The organism is Glutamicibacter sp. MOO4 (assembly GCF_056934395.1).
Window position 1 is genome coordinate 1065501 of sequence record NZ_CM167800.1, and the last position, 16831, is coordinate 1082331.

The window sequence follows — 16831 nt, forward strand, 5'->3', positions numbered from 1 at the left end:
TTCCTGAAAATTGGAAGGACGTATGACGTAGGACGTCATACGTGAAGCCTATGTGAATTGAATCACAAGCGGAAGAGGGAAAGTTTGTTCTTTTGTCGTGTGCGCCAAGACGAGAGGCTGATTCTTACTACTTTGTGGTGGTGAACTGATGGTCTTCGGGGAGCAGAATATTTAGTGCTTGACCCTTTTTGTCGTCCACCAGGGTGGCCTCCCACTTAGATTGAATCAGTTCAAGCAATTCCGTCGCCGTCTTGGGCTCGACTTCTTGCTGAACCAAGAACCGGGCAACTTCGCCGCGAGTGTGTTTGGCGAAGTGCGATACGACCTTCGGAACACCGTTGCGTAACTGAAAAACATTGACGGCCACGCTATTTCCGTTGCTTGGCTTGTAGGCTGCCGTGTAGGTACTTGAGCGTGCGTCGATGATGAGCTGGTTCCCGGCCATCTCGTCCAATACTGGAGTTAATCGTTTCTTCCACCAGCTCCCGAGCCTGCCCAGTGGTTCAAGCTTGGTGGACATAGAAAGTCGGTACGGTGGGATCCGGTCATCAAATCTCACGGCGCCCCACAACGCAGAAATGACCAGAATGCTTTGATCTGCCCGCAGCTTTGCTGGCTTATCCAACGACGCGTAGTTCAAAGCCTCAAAAAGCACACCTGAATAAATATCGTGTGCCCTGGCTGCCGGTTCAGTGTGCAGTGAGATATTGCGAGCTACTTCGTTAGCTAGTGAAGCTCCAACGCCTAAGACTTCCATGGCGTCTTCGCGAGCAGAAACTTGCGCAAGAGAATCGATGACTTGGTGACGATCATCATTTAGTTCCGGAAACGAGAGTGTTTCCAATTCAAACGGAGCACCTTGAGTATGGGCTGTCTTGCCTTCAGAAGGCGGCAACAAAATAAGCACGCCTTCCAGCCTATCGGAATTCAACACTCAACCTTTGTCGGTGAAGACTTGCTGATGCTTTGAGCTACGCGTGCATCCAGTGCGTATCAAATCGTTCGTGGTTAGGTATTTTTGGAGAATCTCCGTGTCGGACACCTCGCTCAGAGCGTTACGGCAGGCAAAGTCCCGGGGCTAGAATGGTTAACGAATGGGATGGCCAGACGGTCGCGTGGCAAGCAATTGTCCCGAGGAACGTCCGGGCTCCACAGAACAGGGTGGTGGGTAACGCCCACTCGGGGTAACCCGCAGGCTAGTGCCACAGAAAATAGACCGCCAGGTTTCCTGGTAAGGGTGAAACGGTGGTGTAAGAGACCACCAGCGTCCCGGGTGACCGGGATGGCTTGGTAAACCCCACTCGGAGCAAGGTCAGACAGACTGCGTTATGAGGGCTGTTCGCCCCATGCAGTCGGGTGGACCGCTAGAGGCTGTCGGCAACGGCAGTCGTAGATAGATGACCGTCCCGCTTCGGCGCGACAAAACCCGGCGTATCGGCCATCCCATTCACCATATTTTTCCTCACTTCTCAAGTGAGATGATTCACAGATCTTGGTGCCCGGAAAATTTCTGCGCAGTTTAGAATGGAAAATGTACTTAGTACTTACGAGGATGATCCTGTGACCTCGTACCACCGCAAAAGCAATGGTGCTTCCCACGGTGCCAACCGACTTTATGGATCTGCAAGTCGGCTGAATTGGAAGGATTTTCCTTTGACCCAGCAGTCTGTCGTCGCCCAGCAAGAATGGAGCGGGCGCGAAGAGCTCGCCGAGGCCATGATTCCACTGATCGGACGTTTGTACCGCAAGAACAATGTGGTGCCCTCCGTATATGGCCGCAAGCTGATCAATCAGTCCTCAATCGACATCATCAAAGCACACCGCGTTGTGCGCCGCATCGATGGCGAAGAGCTAAGCCTGAAGGCAACCAAAGCAATTCTCGATGAAATCGAGACACTCAATGTTGGCTCGGTCGCCGTTGACCTTGGCCGCTTGAACAAGAAGTTCAAAGAATCTGGCTCCGTTGACCTGAACTCATTTATCAGCAACGAACTGGGCGAAAAGGTCGGCAAGGCCGGCGCTACTGACGCAGAACCAAAGGACGTAGTGCTCTACGGTTTTGGTCGCATTGGTCGCTTGCTCGCTCGTATCCTGATTGAGCGTGGCGGTTACGGCTTGCGTCTGCGGGCAATCGTTGTGCGCAAGGGGTCGGATGATGACATCGTTAAGCGCGCGTCATTGCTTCGCCGCGACTCGGTGCATGGCCGCTTTGAAGGTTCGATCACCGTCGACGAGGAAAACAACACCATCCTCGCTAATGGAACACTGATCAAGGTCATCTACTCGAATGATCCAGCAACCGTTGATTACACCGAATACGGAATCAACAACGCGATTGTTGTCGACAACACCGGACGCTGGCGCGATGAAGCTGGCCTGTCCCAGCACCTTGAAGCTAAGGGTGTTGCTCGCGTTCTACTTACCGCTCCAGGTAAGGGCGACTTGAAGAACATCGTTCACGGCATCAACGATTCGTGGATTACTGCAGAAGACAAAATTGTCACCGCAGCATCGTGCACCACCAACGCCATCACCCCAGTGCTCAAGGCGCTGAACGACAAGTTCGGCGTTAACCACGGACACGTTGAGACCGTTCACTCGTTCACCAACGACCAGAACCTGATCGACAATTTCCACAAGGGCGAACGTCGCGGACGCGCAGCTGCACTGAACATGGTGATCACCGAGACCGGTGCAGCCAAGGCTGTTGCTAAGGCACTGCCAGAGTTCGAAGGCAAGCTGACCGGTAACGCAATTCGCGTACCAACCCCAGATGTCTCCATGGCCATCTTGAACCTGACCCTGGAGAACGAAACCAGCAAGGAAGAGTTGAACGCTTACCTGCGTGAAACTTCGCTGACCTCGAACCTGCACAAGCAGATCGACTACATCGATTCCCCAGAAGTGGTTTCCACCGACTTTGTTGGCTCACGTCGTGCCGGCATCGTTGATGGCCTGGCCACCATCGTTTCGGGCAAAAACGCTGTTGTCTACGTTTGGTACGACAACGAGTTCGGTTACTCCTGCCAGGTAGTGCGCGTGATCGAATCGATCGCTGGCACCCACCCGGTAGCTGTTCCAGATGTGAAGGCTGAAGCCGTCAGCGTCTAGAACTAGAGTTGTACGACTTTTCGGGACCATACTTCGCGCATGATGCGTGAGGTACGGTCCCGAAAGTCGTTTAAGCCTCAGCCCGTTCCTGCTACGCTCGGCTCTAGGTGCGAGAGATAGGGCAAAGACGTGGAACGAGAGCGGTTGTTGGCCGCACGGATGCGCAGTCAGAAATTACGTGAGCCTGCACAAAGCTTGCTGGGTGCAGCCGAGCATATGTTGGCGATTCAAGCTCAAGACTTCACCGCCGGACGTTATGCCTTGGCTCAGCGGGTAGCGTCCGAACCGAACCGAGCACAGGTTAATGAGCTGTTCAATGATGGCCAGCTCGTTCGTTCGTGGACCATGCGTGGCACCCTGCATATCTGTAGGTCACAGGACGCCAAGTGGATGGTGCAGGCGGCCAGAGAGCGTACCCTGAAAACAGCTGCGACTAATTTGCGCGCTTTGCAGATAGATTCGCAAACCATTGACCGCGCCTCTACCATCGTGACCAACCTGCTCATTGACTGCCAAAGAGCCAGTAGGGCCACAATCTTTGCCGAGCTAGAGAGTCACGGGATACAGACTAAAAATCAGCGCGGACTTCATGTGCTCTTGGTGCTGGTACAAAACGGGCTGATCTGCTTGGGACCGATTCCTGGGCAGGCCAAACTGATCGCCCAAGACTATGTGCTGGTAGATCGCTGGATCAGTGATCACCGTGTGCCTACAGATCCGATGCACGAATTGCTGCTTCGCTACCTAGGCTCCCATGCACCTGCGACTTTGCGTGGTGCCGCTTGGTACACGGGACAAACCCTGACAACGATGCGCAAGGCGGCCAATGAGGTGGCCGATCAGCTTGTGGCAGTAGGGCAAGACGAGCGGGGTGAGGATTACCTCGTAGTTGCCGGCTCTGCCACGCATCAAGAGCTTGAGAGCTCTGGCGAGGTGGAACTACCCAAGCGGTTGTTAGGCCCGTTCGACGAGTACTACCTGTCCACCGCGGATCGGCACCTGATCGCCGATGCACCCATGCAGAAAGCGATCATGCCAGCTACCAACGGCATGTTTAATGCATTCTGGATTGAACAAGGGCGAGCCACGCAAGTGTGGAATACAAATGTAGCGCCGACCGATACACTCGGTGCGGCGCTACATCAGCGATATCTTGACTTCAAGACTGCAAACTAGGCAGCCAAAGCGTTAGTGACCAAAAGGGTCCTCGTCGGTGCCAGGCAACCAGGTAATGCCAGGTACGCCCCAGCCCAAAGACTTCTTGGCTTTGTTCCAACGCTTATCCCAGCGAGGTTGGAGCTTATCTACGTAGAGGAAACCATCAAGGTGATCGTATTCGTGCTGCATCACCCGGGCGAACCAGTCGTGAGCCTCGAAGGAGATCGGATTTCCGAACTCATCAAAACCTTCAACCTTGGCATAGTCCGCACGCTTGAGCGGGTAGTTCAGCCCAGGGACCGACAAGCAACCCTCGGACTCGTCATCAACGTCTGCCGGAGCTTGCGACACCTTGGACAGGGTTAGCTTCGGGTTGATGATGACACCACGCTCAGGAGCGGTGTCCTGGTCTGCGTAGACATAGGTGAATAGACGTAGACCGATACCAACCTGCGGAGCAGCCAGTCCCACGCCGTGGGCTTCGTCCATGGTCACGTGCATATCTGCAACAAGCTGGCGTAGCTCATCATCAAACTCGGTGACTTCTACTGCGCGACGATGAAGAACAGGTTCTCCATAAACTGTGATCTGCCGGATTGGCACGTGATCAGGTCCTTTCAAAAGTGCTTAAAGTGCTCGTCCAATAGTTTCACGCATGATCTCACTTGTGCCACCAAAGATGGTCAACAAACGAGCCGCGGTGAAGGATTGAGCAATTGGGTACTCCATGATGTAGCCATAACCACCATGGATCTGCAACGCCTTGTCCGAAAGCTTTTTCGCGCTCTCACTAGCCCAAAGCTTCACTTCGGCAGCTTCCTCAGCACTAAGTTCGCCCTCGTTAAACGCAACAACCGCCTGATCAACAAAGGTCTGGGTGACATGCGCCTCAGTTTTCAGGTTAGCCAGTTCAAAGCGGGTGTTCTGGTACTCGGTGAGGGCCTGCCCGAAGGTTGAACGATTGGAGGCGTGCTCCAGTGCTTGCTCAAATGATGCGCTGGCGATGGCAGATGCTGCTACCGCAATAGCCAAGCGTGCCTGAGGCAACTGTTCCTTGACGTAGGTTAGTCCCTGCCCGATCTCACCAATGCGATCAGCATCAGAAACCTTGACCTCATCGAAGAACAGCTCCGCGGTGTCAGAGGCACGCAGTCCCATCTTGTCGAAGGGAGTGCCGTTGCTGTAGCCCTCGGAACGCTCAACCATGAACAACGAGAACGACTGCGCCGTGGCGCGACCGCTTTCACCGTCAGTACGGGCAAGCACTAAAGCGGCATCTCCGAATGCACCATTACCAATAAAGGTCTTCTGACCGCTGAGCAGCCAACTCTCACCATCACGTACGGCCTTGGTGCGCACAGCGCGTAGGTCCGAACCAGCTCCGGGCTCAGTGAAGGCGCAAGAAGTGATCGTAGAACCATCCACCATGCGAGGAAGCCACTTGGCCTTCAGTTCATCGGTACCGTAATTGATCAAGTACGGCAGAACCAGATCATCGTGCAGATGGAAGGCCAAGGCAAGGGCTAGGTGCCCGGCACGGACGAACTCTTCATCAAGAACGACACGGAATCGGTAGTCATCGATTCCCATTCCGCCAAACTCTTCAGGAACAGCAAGCCCAAGCAAGCCGTTCTCACCGGCTGACTGCCAAACCTCACGTGGAATCTGGTGGTCCTTCTCCCACTGGGCGTATTTTCCGGAGACTTCACGAGTATTGAACTCCGTTGCCAATTCACGGAACTGCTCGTGGTCCTCTTCAAGAAGTGCGCGTTTCACAGGGGGAGTACCTTTCGGTGGATTGGACGCAGGCAAAAGCACAGAGGCCTGCCAAAGTACAACATCCATTATGGGTGGTCGAGCCAACTCGCGCCTATTTGAGCTGTAAAACTTTGCATCAAGTCGCAAAATAACGCTAGAAGTCTCGAAAAACAGGGGGATAGACCCCAAAAATCAACAGATTCGAACATAGTTTCGAATATGGTGTTGAATTTGCTGAAATGTGACAAGAAGGCAACAAGTGTTGGAGCGGAACGTCATGCGCTCGCCGAACCCCAGCCAGACTCAGCGCAAAGTGCGGAAGTCCGAAGCTGCGGTAAAACCTCCTGAGTCGGTCGGTTGATGCAACGTAGGGGCCTGAGTAGGTTAGTTCAGCTGTTCTATGGGGTGCCCCTGGTAACGACCAATTGTGCGCGAGTCAGGTGATCCGTATTTCGATGCGCATGAGTAGACAAGCGTTGAACGGGCCTAAGGGTAATGCGAGGCCTCGATGCTAGTTGGTTGGACTAAATCTCCTCTGCACCACGTGGACCTGTGCATCCAACTGGTATTGCTCCGAAAGGTACGGGCGTCAAATCATTCACGTTACATACTGTGCCCATTGTCGAAAGCATGTTGAGTGGGGGACCGAGCAACGGTTTGTGCGCCGCATTGAGCGGTCTGGGTGATCAGGAACGCGCTCGCCGTAGGTTCCGCGTCAGTGCCCACTGCTTTTGATTCAAAGTGAGGCAAACTGCGCATCTGCGGTTCTTGGGTTGCGTTTGTTGAACCCTGAATGGATGTAAGTACGCGGACCAGAGCTGCGTCAATAGGACTGAGAATGCAAAAGACTCGATTCGGAACCTAAGTTCTGAATCGAGTCTTTTGATATGGGGTGAGTAACGGGGTTTGAACCCGCGACCTTCTGGACCACAACCAGACGCTCTACCAACTGAGCTATACCCACCATGTTCACTTCAATACTAGTCAGACGCTCTAGAGCTGGTGACTAAGTATCGGGCAACGAGAAATACTATACACGTAGTTTGCCGTTCAATACTAATCTCAATACTAATCAGGAAAGCGTGAGCCGTTGGTTTGTGACCAGAGGCTCATTTTCGAGTCGAAATGCCGACCGGGCGTCTTTGCAAGTGTGCCATTCATCCGAGCCTTGTGGGCAAATCTTGCGCGCAAAAGAAGCGGAAGCCTAGCGTGGGCAATGGTGTCGCCAGCCGATTACCGGATGCTCGCAAGAGGGTGAACGAAGAAAAGGCTTGATTTGAAACCTAAGTTTCGAATCAAGCCTTTTGATATGGGGTGAGTAACGGGGTTTGAACCCGCGACCTTCTGGACCACAACCAGACGCTCTACCAACTGAGCTATACCCACCATGTTTGCTTTATTACTAGTCAGAATGCATTTGAAAACTGATTTCGTATCTGGCAACGAGAAATACTATACACATATTTCTCACCTATTAGCCAATCGGGAACCCCAGGGGCGCTATGCAGTGCATCACTCTGCGCCCCAAGGGTTCCGGCGCGACTACTGGTCGTCGCTGGTAACGATTTGAGCTGCTACAGCTTTGGCCTCGTCAGTGCTTAGTCCGGGAGCTGGAACCATGATGGTCTCTCGGTAGTACCGAAGCTCATCAATCGAATCTTGAATGTCGCCTAGGGCACGGTGGTTGCCGGTCTTGGCAGGGGCCGCATAGTGTGCCTTCGGGTACCAGCGACGGCTCAGTTCCTTCAGCGTGGAAACATCAATGATCCGGTAGTGTAGGTGCTCAATCACTTCAGGCATATCCCGAGCCAAGAAGTTCTTGTCCGTCCCTACCGAGTTGCCACCGAGCAGCGCTTTATTTGCTTCAGGAACATGCTTCTTGATGTACTCCACCACGATGCGCTGGGCTTCGTCCATGCTCAAACCCTGTTCCAGCTCTGGGAGCAAGCCACTGACGGTGTGCATGTTGCGCACAAAGTCGTTCATCTGTGCCAAAGCAGCATCTTCAGGCTTGATGACAACCTGAATTCCTTCATCAACGATTTCCAATTCGGAATCGGTGATCAGTACCGCTACTTCGATCAGTGCGTCGTTGACCAGATCCAGTCCGGTCATCTCGCAGTCGATCCATACAATTTTTTCTGAGTTACTAGCCACGTAACCAATCTACACTTGCTCCGCGCCTGTGGGAGAGCGCACGCGGTGAAAGCACGAGTGCAAGCAGTGTCCTGCCCAAGCTAAGCGGAGAGACAATGCTAAAATCGGCAGAGAATTCTGGCTACCAAAAGACCCTCTGTCAGGGGAGCTTTTGATACGACGTAGGCCTTGAAATTCACGAATTTTGGTCCGCTACAGCACGAGGTGTCAGTGTGTCAGCCAGCAACTTAGAAGCAGTGCGATCCCAGCCAAACGCTGGAGTGAACAAGACGCTGCTCAGTGGCGTCATTGGCGCTTCGCTGATACTTTTTGGCTCTTTCGGCACTGGCTGGCTAGCTAGCGTTTCCCCGCTGAATCGGGATCCGTTTTTCATTATGCTGCGCACCGAATCTTCGGGCGTGATCCTCTGCGTGATTCTCTTGGCGCTTGGTTGCTGGTTGCTCTTTCGCTCCTGGTGGCGCCTAGGGCAGAAGCTTCGCGACTGGGGCGAAGGATCACTGAAGATTGTTCGCCGGGCGGTCTGGCTGTGGAGCATTCCCATGTTTGTGGCCCTGCCAATCATGAGCCGCGATGCTTTTGCCTACCTTGGCCAGGGGCGACTGGTGGTAGCCGGTCAGGACCCATATGTTGATGGCATCTCAAGTTTGAACAATTGGTTCCAGCTGGGGACCGACACCATGTGGGCTCAAGATGGGACCCCGTATGGGCCACTCTTTCTTTCCATTGAATACTTGGTAGCCAAACTGGTTGGTGGCTCTACCGACGCCGCCATCCTCGCGTTCCGCGCTATCGCGTTTATCGGTGTTCTTCTTTGCTTGCATTTTGTGCCAAAGCTTGCTGAACTGCACGGGGTATCGGGGGCAAAAGCTACCTGGATGACTGTGGCAAACCCGTTGTTCCTGGTGAACTTTGTGGCCAGCGCGCACAACGATGCTTTGATGACTGGACTGTCCGTATGGGCCGTTTACCTAGCGTGCAAGCGTCACGGTTTCTGGGCCATCGTTGTGTTGGCCGCTTCCATCGGAGTCAAGCCGATCACGTTGGTTCTATTGCCATTTATCGGTCTGCTCTGGGCCGGGCCCGAAGCCAAATGGCCACGCCGTATCTTGTACTGGGCCTATTCAGGTCTGATCTTCCTGGCACTGATGACCTTCGTTGGCTGGTTGAACGGCTACTGGTTCGGTTGGCTAGATGTCATGCTTCACTACACCGGTTCTGGATTCTCAATCTTTGCCCCGCTGGGTTTGATGACCGTCGCAATGACGAGCATCTTCCACTCGTTTGGGCTTGAATCAACCGGAGTGCTCCCAACCATCAGCACCATTGGTCGTCTGCTCGGTGTTGGCGTAGCCATGGTGTTGATGTTCCGTGGAAAGTACTCACATTTGGTTCAGCGCATGGCCATTGCCTATTCGGCCATTGTGGTTTTGTCCCCAGTCATTCAGCCTTGGTACCTCTTGTGGCTTCTGCCGTTCTTCGCGGTCACCGGACTTCGCGATGACTGGCAGATGCTGTGGCTACACTTGACCACTATTTTCTTCTTGGCCTACCAAGCTGCCGACCAAATTTTCGTCTGGCAATTCTTGCAAGAATCCCTGGTGCCTCGCGTACAAATGATTTCCTGGGGAACCTCCATCGCTTGCGCCGTCTATCTTGTCTTCTTTGATCGGAAAACCAAGTCAATTGTCCCTGACCTCTTGAGCTCAACTAATTGGCTGACAAAGGAAAAGAAGGCCTAGTGACAGTGCTGGAAATTCGCCGGAAATTACAGGGGGAAAGTCTGCGATCGCTTGGATGGCAGGGCTTTGCAGCGTCGGTGATGATCACCGTCGCGTCCTGGGGGATTGGCTGGTTTCCGCGCAATCAGCTCTCGCCGATAGCTCGGAGTGGATTCTTCATCGAATTTCGTACCGAGGCGAGCGGCGTCATTACCTGCATTGTGCTCATGGCCTTGGGCATGGTCTGGCTGACCCGAACGTGGGTTGTCACCCGTCCACGGGTTCAGAAGTCAACTGACATTACTTCAGGACAATTGGGCAAGCTCATCACGATGTGGTCAGCACCGCTCATGTTGAGTTTCCCCATTCTGAGCCGTGACGTATATTCCTACCTTGCTCAGGGACGAATGTTGCATGCCGACAAGTCTCCCTACGCTGAAGGGATTTCAGCCCTACCCGGCTGGTTCGATGGAGGATCAGACGGCCTCTGGGCGCAGTCTCCGTCGCCCTACGGTCCCTTCTTCTTGGTTTTGGCCCGCATCATCTTTTTTGCCTCGAATGGCATTCCGGAAATCGGAGTGGGCCTGCTTCGCATTGTTGCGGCCCTGGGTGTACTTGGCTGTTATCACTTCACCGCAAAGTTGGCCAAGAAGATGGGACAGAATCCTAACTGGGCCAATTGGGCAATTGTAGGTAACCCACTGTTCTTGCTGACCATGATTGGCGGCGTGCATAACGACGCACTAATGATTGCCGGTGTCTTCAGCGCGTTGGCCTATGCCTATGATCGGCGCCCTGTTGCCTCATCGATGGCCTTGGCGATGGCAGTTTCGGTTAAACCGATCGTGCTTCTGGCACTGCCATTTATCGGCTTGATTCTCCTGAACAAAAATCCATCCAAACGTGCTCGTTGGATTGTCTGGGCCAAAGTCTCTGTCCTGTCATTGATCTGGTTGACCATCATTGGTGCGGTGACAAACCTCTGGTTCGGTTGGATCCCTGCGATGTTCAGCGCCGGCGATGCGGCCTTCCCCTATGCACCGGTGGGCCTGGTCGGTTGGAGCCTTAGCAAACTGGCCGGACTGCTTGGTGGCAACGCGTTACTAGTGAACAGCATTGTCGTTCAGCTGTTCCAACTATTTGCCCTGGCCATTGTGGCTCGTCTTGCGTTGGCCAAGAACATCTCAAATCCGGTACGCCTCACAGCTTGGTCCCTGTCTGCAGTGGTCTTGCTGGCACCCATCATTCAGCCTTGGTACATTCTTTGGCTCATGGCATTTTTCGCCATCTCGCACCGGGTGTCTTGGACCTCCGAAAAATTGATGATCTATGCTTCCAGCCTCATTCTGGTTGCCGTTTTTGTTGACCAGCTTTCCATAGAGCAATGGCACACAGCATGGATGATGAAGACTTTTGCTGGTGTGCTGACTGTATTGCTGTTTGTCGGGCTCTTCCGCTTTGATTCGACTACGCGTCGGGTTCTTGATGGTCCGTTCGGGCCCTTGGACAGCGCGGAACACCGCAACAAAAAATCCTAGATAGTCAAGATCACACATCCGGGCACAGGGCTTACTTTGGAGCATCGGCTTAGATTGAACTATGCAAACGATGTTCTGGCCAGCGACCATAGCCATGCTTGGTGGTGCCCTCTTCTTGGGCGCTGCAGGCATTTTCCTATTGGCACTTCAGTACCGTCGGCATGGTCGACTGTCTTGGCGTAGGACCATTACCACTGCTGCGGCAGCGGTGTATGGCTTCGGTTTATTCAGTTACACCATGTTGCCACTGCCTAGCTCGCGTAGTGCGGCCTGCGTTCCGGGACGCGGTCTTCCGCAGCTAAACCCGGGGCACTTTGTTAACGACTTTGAACTAACTATCGCCGAGCAAGGGATGCGTGGTTTTGCGACCAGTTTTACCCTGTGGCAAGTGATCTTCAACGTCATTTTGTTCATGCCCTTGGGACTTCTGGCCGTGCGCTGGCTCAGAGGAAATATCTTCACCGCCATCGTGCTTGGCTTTGCAGCGTCGCTTTCAATTGAGTTGACCCAGTACACCGGCATCTGGGGACTGTACGACTGCGCCTACCGCGTAGCTGATGTTGATGACATAATCATGAATACCGCCGGGACACTAGCTGGCGCAGTCTTTGCCTACTTGCCCGTGTTCAGCTTCCTGACTGGTCCAAGGGAAGGGGACGCGCGATACGCAGCTCCACGCAGGGTTAGTCGTGCACGCCGAGTACTGGCCAACGTTTTTGATCTAGCGATCACTACCGGCGCCGTTTTTGTTATCTCAGGCGCACTCTCACTGGTAGAAAAACTAGGCGGGCCGGTGACCAACGAAAAGCTGATGAATCTGTGGATCCCAGTAGTGGTTGTCTTCTTCGTCTTCTTGCTGCCCAACCTCACCCCAGGGCGCGCATCGCTCGGACAGCGTTGCGCCTGGCTCATGGTTACCGGAGAAAACGGTGGCCCGGCGCCGGCCTGGCGAGCGGTACTGCGAAGCGTTCTTGGCTTCGGCGGGGTTACCTTCCTTTTCCAAATTTCCACCAGTATCACCAATCTAAGTCCCTACCCAGTACTGAATATGGTGCTCACCGCGTACATGGTAATTAGCGCGGTATTCTTCCTTGCGGATTCACAATTGCGGGGACTGGCGGCCATGGCTAGTGGCACCGGATTTATTGATCGTCGAGCAATACGACCTCCGGCGCAATAGCACTGATCATGTGGGGCTAAAATAAGAACTGATGGCTTTTTGACCAGTAACTTGGGGCTATCAAACTCGCTTTCGACGACATATCCGAATATTGAGAAGTTAGGTCTGCCCTGCAGCATGGAAGAAAATAAGCTCGACATCCCGAATGAACCGCACAAGGCAGTCCTAGGTACCGCTGTCGGCGCAACGGTTCTGATCGCCATTGGCGCATTCGTTTTGTCGTTCGCCGCACTGACCGACCTCGCCGAACGTTCAGGAATTAGCCCCCGCCTAGCCTGGATCTGGCCAATCATCATTGACGGTATGATCGTTGCCGCAACCGTGGCCATCGTCGCCTTGAACGGCTTTAGCCGCAAGGCCATGGTCTACCCATGGTCACTATTGTTCTTCGGTGCAGTGGTTTCCACGGCCGCAAACTCAACCCATGCGATTCTTACCGTTGATTCCATCGAAAACGGTGTGCCAGCGGTTGTTTCGGCGCTTGTGGCAGCCATGCCTCCAATCGTTCTTTTGGCCATCACTCACTTGACCGTGCACATGTACCAGAAGAAGTCAGAAGCCTCGAAGCTTCGCGCTGAATTGGAATACGACGAAGAGCAGGCCAACGCCGAGAAATACGGTGTTGCTTACGATGATGGATACAGTGCAGCGTTGACCGATGCGCAGACTGCTGAGTCCGAGCGTTTGACTGAACTGGAACAGCAGCATCAAGACGCTCTGGCTCGTGCTCGCGCCGAAGGTATTGCCAGCGCACGCGCTGATGCAAAAACCGCCAGCGCCAAGGCAAACACCCAGACCGCCCAGAATCCGCAGACCGCTGCAGCGCCAAAGGCTAAGCCAGGCAAGCCTGTAGAAGATAAGGCCCCGTTGTTTGACGACATGGCCAAGCGTCTTTCCCGTCCGTAATTTCACATAGAGAATCCCGGCCGGCGAGAGCAAGTATAAGGACTAAAGCAACGAGCAGATCAGCACCTAGGAGGCAGCAATGACGGTTCCACAGCATGAACAGAAGGACGACGAGTTCTCTGAGAACATTGCGACCGCCGTTGAACAGTACAAATCTGTAACCGGCGAACTGAATACGGTTATGTCGGCCATGAAGGCCAAGATCCGTAGGCTATTTGCTCAAAGTGAAGTCCAGCCGTTGTTCATCACTGGTCGGGTTAAATCTGCTGCGTCATTTACTGCCAAGGCCTCGCGTCGGCTGCAAGAAACCTCCGAGAGCGCACCGGTACTGGAATTTCCGAATCCGTTGCGCGAAATCCATGACATGGTCGGTATCCGAATCATCGTCATGCTGCCTCACGAGATCCAACAGGTGGCTAGCCTGATCAAATCGCACCGGGATTCTTTCGATTGCCGAAGCGACCGGGAGAAGGATATTGGCTCGGTTGAATCCGGAACCTACGGATACTCCTCACGACACCTGCTGCTAAAAACCCGTAGCGAACCTACCGTACGCAAATTCCAAGAAGCGTTGGGCAAGCCTGTAGTAGCCAGCGGAAACTTTGTTTTTGAAGTGCAGATCCGCACCGTGCTCCAGCACGCGTGGAGCGAGATGGAACACGACATCCGCTTTAAGCACCCGGGCGAGGCAGCTTGGAATCCACAGATTGACCGGCATTTCACCGCCACTGCAGCCATGCTGGAAACCGTGGAAGATTACTTCACCGACATTGACGAGCTCTATCACCGACTTAATGGTTATCACGACCAACAAGGTGCCGGTGCTGAGCCGCTGACCAGTGAAAAAATTGGTGAGATCTGGCAAACCCTGTTGCCGCACGTTGACCGTAAGCGTGATGACGACTGGTCGTGGGCCGCAGAATTACTTGATGCCCACGAGATTAACCAGACGTGGCAACTCGCTCAGCTACTTGATGCCAATGTGGTGACCGACGTGCGTGCCGCACTTGATCACCGTTATTCTCCAGGGCCGGACCGTCTGCTTGATGATGTATTGCTGTGGAGATTTGGCAAGGAACATATCGATAAAACCAGCGGCGGAGACCTTCGCCGTGAAGGCTCGTTGCGCCGTCGTCTAATTCAGATGAAGGATTACCGCTCCCAGCTGGGTAGTTAGCCAAGAGGTGAACCACTGCGGATTGTTAGTTTATGCACTTTCCACCAGTGGTTTAGCTCTTGGCTAGTAGACTAGTTAAGTTGCCCATTAACGGGCCATAATATTTTTTCCCGCGTGAAAGGGCCACACCATATGATTTCCGTAGCCAACCTTGAGCTACGCGTCGGCGCCCGCTTGCTGATGGACGAAGTAAACTTCCGCATCGACAAGGGCGACAAGATCGGACTGGTGGGCCGAAACGGTGCCGGAAAGACGACCATGACCAAGGTCCTCGCCGGCGAAACCCAGCCTGCGTCGGGCGAAGTAACTTACAAGGGATCCATCGGCTACTTGCCGCAGGACCCTAAAACTCCGGACATGGAGCAACTGGCTCGTGACCGCATTCTTGGCGCCCGTGGACTAGACGTTGTCCTTGGCAAGTTGGCCAAGAACCGTGACGAGATGGCAAGCGAAGACCAAGCCGTCTCCGAAAAGGCCATGCGTCGTTATGACCGCCTAGAAGCTGAATTCATCGCTGCCGGTGGTTACGCCGCTGAGTCTGAAGCTGCAGCAATTTGCGCCAACTTGGACTTGCCGGACCGTATCTTGGATCAGCCGTTGCGCACCCTTTCCGGTGGTCAGCGTCGTCGTGTGGAATTGGCCCGAATCCTTTACTCGGATGCCGAAACTCTGCTGCTCGATGAGCCAACTAACCACTTGGACGTTGACTCGATCATGTGGCTACGCGATTTCATCAAGAACTACGCTGGCGGCGTGCTGATGATCAGCCACGACACCGGCTTGATGGAAGAAACCGTTAACAAGGTGCTGAACCTTGACGCCAACCGTGGTGTAGTCGATGTCTACAACATGAACTGGAAGCGCTACAAAATCCAGCGCGAAACCGATGAGCGCGCTCGTAAGCGCGAGCGTACCAACATCGAGAAGAAGGCTTCGGTCTTGCAGGCTCAGGCCAACAAGATGAAGGCTCGTGCCTCGGGGGCTTCGGCAGCACAGTCCATGCTTAAGCGTGTGGATCGTATGCTCTCCGGCCTTCAGGAAGAGCGTTCTTCCGATAAGGTCGCAGCACTGCGCTTCCCGGATCCAGCACCATGTGGCAAGACCCCATTGATGGCCGAGGGCCTGTCCAAGGCTTACGGCTCGTTGGAGATCTTCAACGACGTGTCGCTGGCTATTGACCGCGGCTCAAAGGTCGTGATCTTGGGACTGAACGGTGCTGGTAAGACCACCTTGCTGCGTATGCTCGCAGGTGTGGCCGAACCGGATAGCGGCTCGATCATTCCAGGCCACGGCCTGAAGATCGGCTACTTCGCACAGGAACACGACACCCTGGATCCAGAAGCTTCGGTACTGGATAACATGCGTCGTAACGCACCTGATCACCTCAATGACGCTGATGTGCGTTCGATCCTAGGTTCATTCCTGTTTGTTGGTGATGACGTGTCCAAGCCTGCCGGTGTACTTTCCGGCGGTGAGAAGACTCGTCTTGCTCTGGCAACCATTGTGGCTTCCAGCGCAAACGTACTGCTTCTTGATGAGCCGACTAACAACTTGGACCCAGCGTCCCGCGCCGAGGTTTTGGGCGCACTGTCCACCTTCCCAGGTGCAGTAGTTATGGTCAGCCACGATGAGGGCGCAGTCATGTCCTTGAAGCCAGAACGTGTAGTTATCTTGCCTGACGGCGACGAAGACTTGTTCAACGAGGACTACCTAGAATTGGTCTCGCTGACCTAAGCGTTTACCGCAAAGCTCGAATCTCGTAGGCTTGGCACAACACCACTAGATGGGATGTGCCAAGCCATGCGTTTATCTACAGAGCTTTTCCGAGTTGCTTGTGTTGGCCTGATCGTGGCCACTATGTCACTAAGTGGCTGTGCCAAGAACACACCGGATCAGATCAACGCATAATGGGAACTAGCAGACCCCGCGGCTCTGACCGCACAGAGCACCCACCTTGATTTGAAGGTGACTCGAATTGCTTGTGGCTCTGGGGTGACCGGAGAGATTACCGTAACGCAGGTGAGCTACTCCAACGAGGATGTCTTAGTTGGTTTAGTAGTTGAACCGCTGAAGGGCAACGCGCAAACCTGCCAATCAAATGAGGCCGTGCCCTATACCCTCACGCTTG

12 protein-coding genes, 2 tRNA genes and 1 other RNA gene are annotated in these 16831 nt (G+C 54.0%); 9 read left to right on the top strand and 6 right to left on the bottom strand.

Going from position 1 to position 16831, the window contains the following annotated elements:
* Window positions 1-127: 127 nt before the first annotated feature.
* Window positions 128-934, bottom strand: a complete 807-nt coding sequence (locus tag AC1Z3F_RS04825; protein WP_483566700.1) for a YaaA family protein — start codon at window positions 932-934, stop codon at window positions 128-130.
* A 161-nt stretch (window positions 935-1095) separates the two neighbouring features.
* Between AC1Z3F_RS04825 and rnpB the strand changes: the two genes are divergently transcribed.
* The 3 genes from rnpB (at window position 1096) to AC1Z3F_RS04840 (ending at window position 4287) form a co-directional block, all read left to right on the top strand.
* Window positions 1096-1450: RNase P RNA component class A (gene rnpB / locus AC1Z3F_RS04830), an RNA gene on the top strand.
* 203 nt (window positions 1451-1653) lie between these two features.
* Window positions 1654-3111, top strand: a complete 1458-nt coding sequence (locus tag AC1Z3F_RS04835; RefSeq protein WP_131088127.1) for a glyceraldehyde-3-phosphate dehydrogenase — start codon at window positions 1654-1656, stop codon at window positions 3109-3111.
* Between the two features lie 129 nt (window positions 3112-3240).
* Entirely contained in the window at window positions 3241-4287 is a 1047-nt protein-coding gene (locus AC1Z3F_RS04840) for a winged helix DNA-binding domain-containing protein (RefSeq protein ID WP_483566701.1), read from the top strand.
* A 12-nt stretch (window positions 4288-4299) separates the two neighbouring features.
* On the opposite strand, the gene def is transcribed toward AC1Z3F_RS04840, so the two are convergent.
* The 5 genes from def to orn all read right to left on the bottom strand — a co-directional run bounded on the left by def (window position 4300) and on the right by orn (window position 8184).
* The gene (gene def, locus AC1Z3F_RS04845) at window positions 4300-4872 is read right to left on the bottom strand and encodes a peptide deformylase (protein ID WP_131088129.1); all 573 of its coding nucleotides are present in this window, start codon (window positions 4870-4872) and stop codon (window positions 4300-4302) included.
* A gap of 24 nt (window positions 4873-4896) precedes the next feature.
* Window positions 4897-6045 carry an acyl-CoA dehydrogenase family protein gene (locus AC1Z3F_RS04850; protein ID WP_262197821.1) on the bottom strand — a complete coding sequence of 383 codons (1149 nt, stop codon included), beginning with the start codon at window positions 6043-6045 and terminating at the stop codon, window positions 4897-4899.
* An 870-nt stretch (window positions 6046-6915) separates the two neighbouring features.
* A tRNA-His gene (locus AC1Z3F_RS04855) sits at window positions 6916-6991 on the bottom strand.
* 346 nt (window positions 6992-7337) lie between these two features.
* Window positions 7338-7413 (bottom strand) — tRNA-His (locus AC1Z3F_RS04860).
* Between the two features lie 156 nt (window positions 7414-7569).
* Window positions 7570-8184, bottom strand: a complete 615-nt coding sequence (orn, locus tag AC1Z3F_RS04865; RefSeq protein ID WP_483566702.1) for an oligoribonuclease — start codon at window positions 8182-8184, stop codon at window positions 7570-7572.
* 212 nt (window positions 8185-8396) lie between these two features.
* Here orn and mptB (AC1Z3F_RS04870) point away from each other — a divergent pair, with 212 nt between their 5' ends.
* The 6 genes from mptB (AC1Z3F_RS04870) to AC1Z3F_RS04895 all read left to right on the top strand — a co-directional run bounded on the left by mptB (AC1Z3F_RS04870) (window position 8397) and on the right by AC1Z3F_RS04895 (window position 16437).
* Window positions 8397-9923: a polyprenol phosphomannose-dependent alpha 1,6 mannosyltransferase MptB gene (gene mptB, locus AC1Z3F_RS04870; RefSeq protein ID WP_483566703.1), complete on the top strand. Its 1527-nt coding sequence runs from the start codon at window positions 8397-8399 to the stop codon at window positions 9921-9923.
* Entirely contained in the window at window positions 9923-11440 is a 1518-nt protein-coding gene (gene mptB / locus AC1Z3F_RS04875) for a polyprenol phosphomannose-dependent alpha 1,6 mannosyltransferase MptB (RefSeq protein ID WP_483566704.1), read from the top strand. Before mptB (AC1Z3F_RS04870) ends, mptB (AC1Z3F_RS04875) begins: the two co-directional genes overlap by 1 nt.
* Window positions 11441-11501: 61 nt before the next feature.
* Window positions 11502-12620 (top strand): VanZ family protein, encoded by a 1119-nt coding sequence (locus AC1Z3F_RS04880; RefSeq protein ID WP_483566705.1) that lies wholly within the window; start codon window positions 11502-11504, stop codon window positions 12618-12620.
* Window positions 12621-12737: 117 nt separating this feature from the next.
* Window positions 12738-13526, top strand: a complete 789-nt coding sequence (locus AC1Z3F_RS04885; RefSeq protein WP_444613345.1) for a DUF2637 domain-containing protein — start codon at window positions 12738-12740, stop codon at window positions 13524-13526.
* A gap of 79 nt (window positions 13527-13605) precedes the next feature.
* A complete protein-coding gene (locus AC1Z3F_RS04890; RefSeq protein WP_131088135.1) occupies window positions 13606-14703 on the top strand; it encodes a GTP pyrophosphokinase in 1098 nt (365 codons plus the stop codon).
* A 132-nt stretch (window positions 14704-14835) separates the two neighbouring features.
* Window positions 14836-16437, top strand: a complete 1602-nt coding sequence (locus tag AC1Z3F_RS04895; RefSeq protein ID WP_131088136.1) for an ABC-F family ATP-binding cassette domain-containing protein — start codon at window positions 14836-14838, stop codon at window positions 16435-16437.
* Window positions 16438-16831 lie beyond the last annotated feature (394 nt).

Coding starts and splice junctions, on each gene's coding strand:
- AC1Z3F_RS04885 (WP_444613345.1), top strand. CDS start 12,738: ATGGAAGAAAATAAGCTCGACATCCCGAATGAACCGCACAAGGCAGTC.
- AC1Z3F_RS04880 (WP_483566705.1), top strand. CDS start 11,502: ATGCAAACGATGTTCTGGCCAGCGACCATAGCCATGCTTGGTGGTGCC.
- AC1Z3F_RS04890 (WP_131088135.1), top strand. CDS start 13,606: ATGACGGTTCCACAGCATGAACAGAAGGACGACGAGTTCTCTGAGAAC.
- AC1Z3F_RS04895 (WP_131088136.1), top strand. CDS start 14,836: ATGATTTCCGTAGCCAACCTTGAGCTACGCGTCGGCGCCCGCTTGCTG.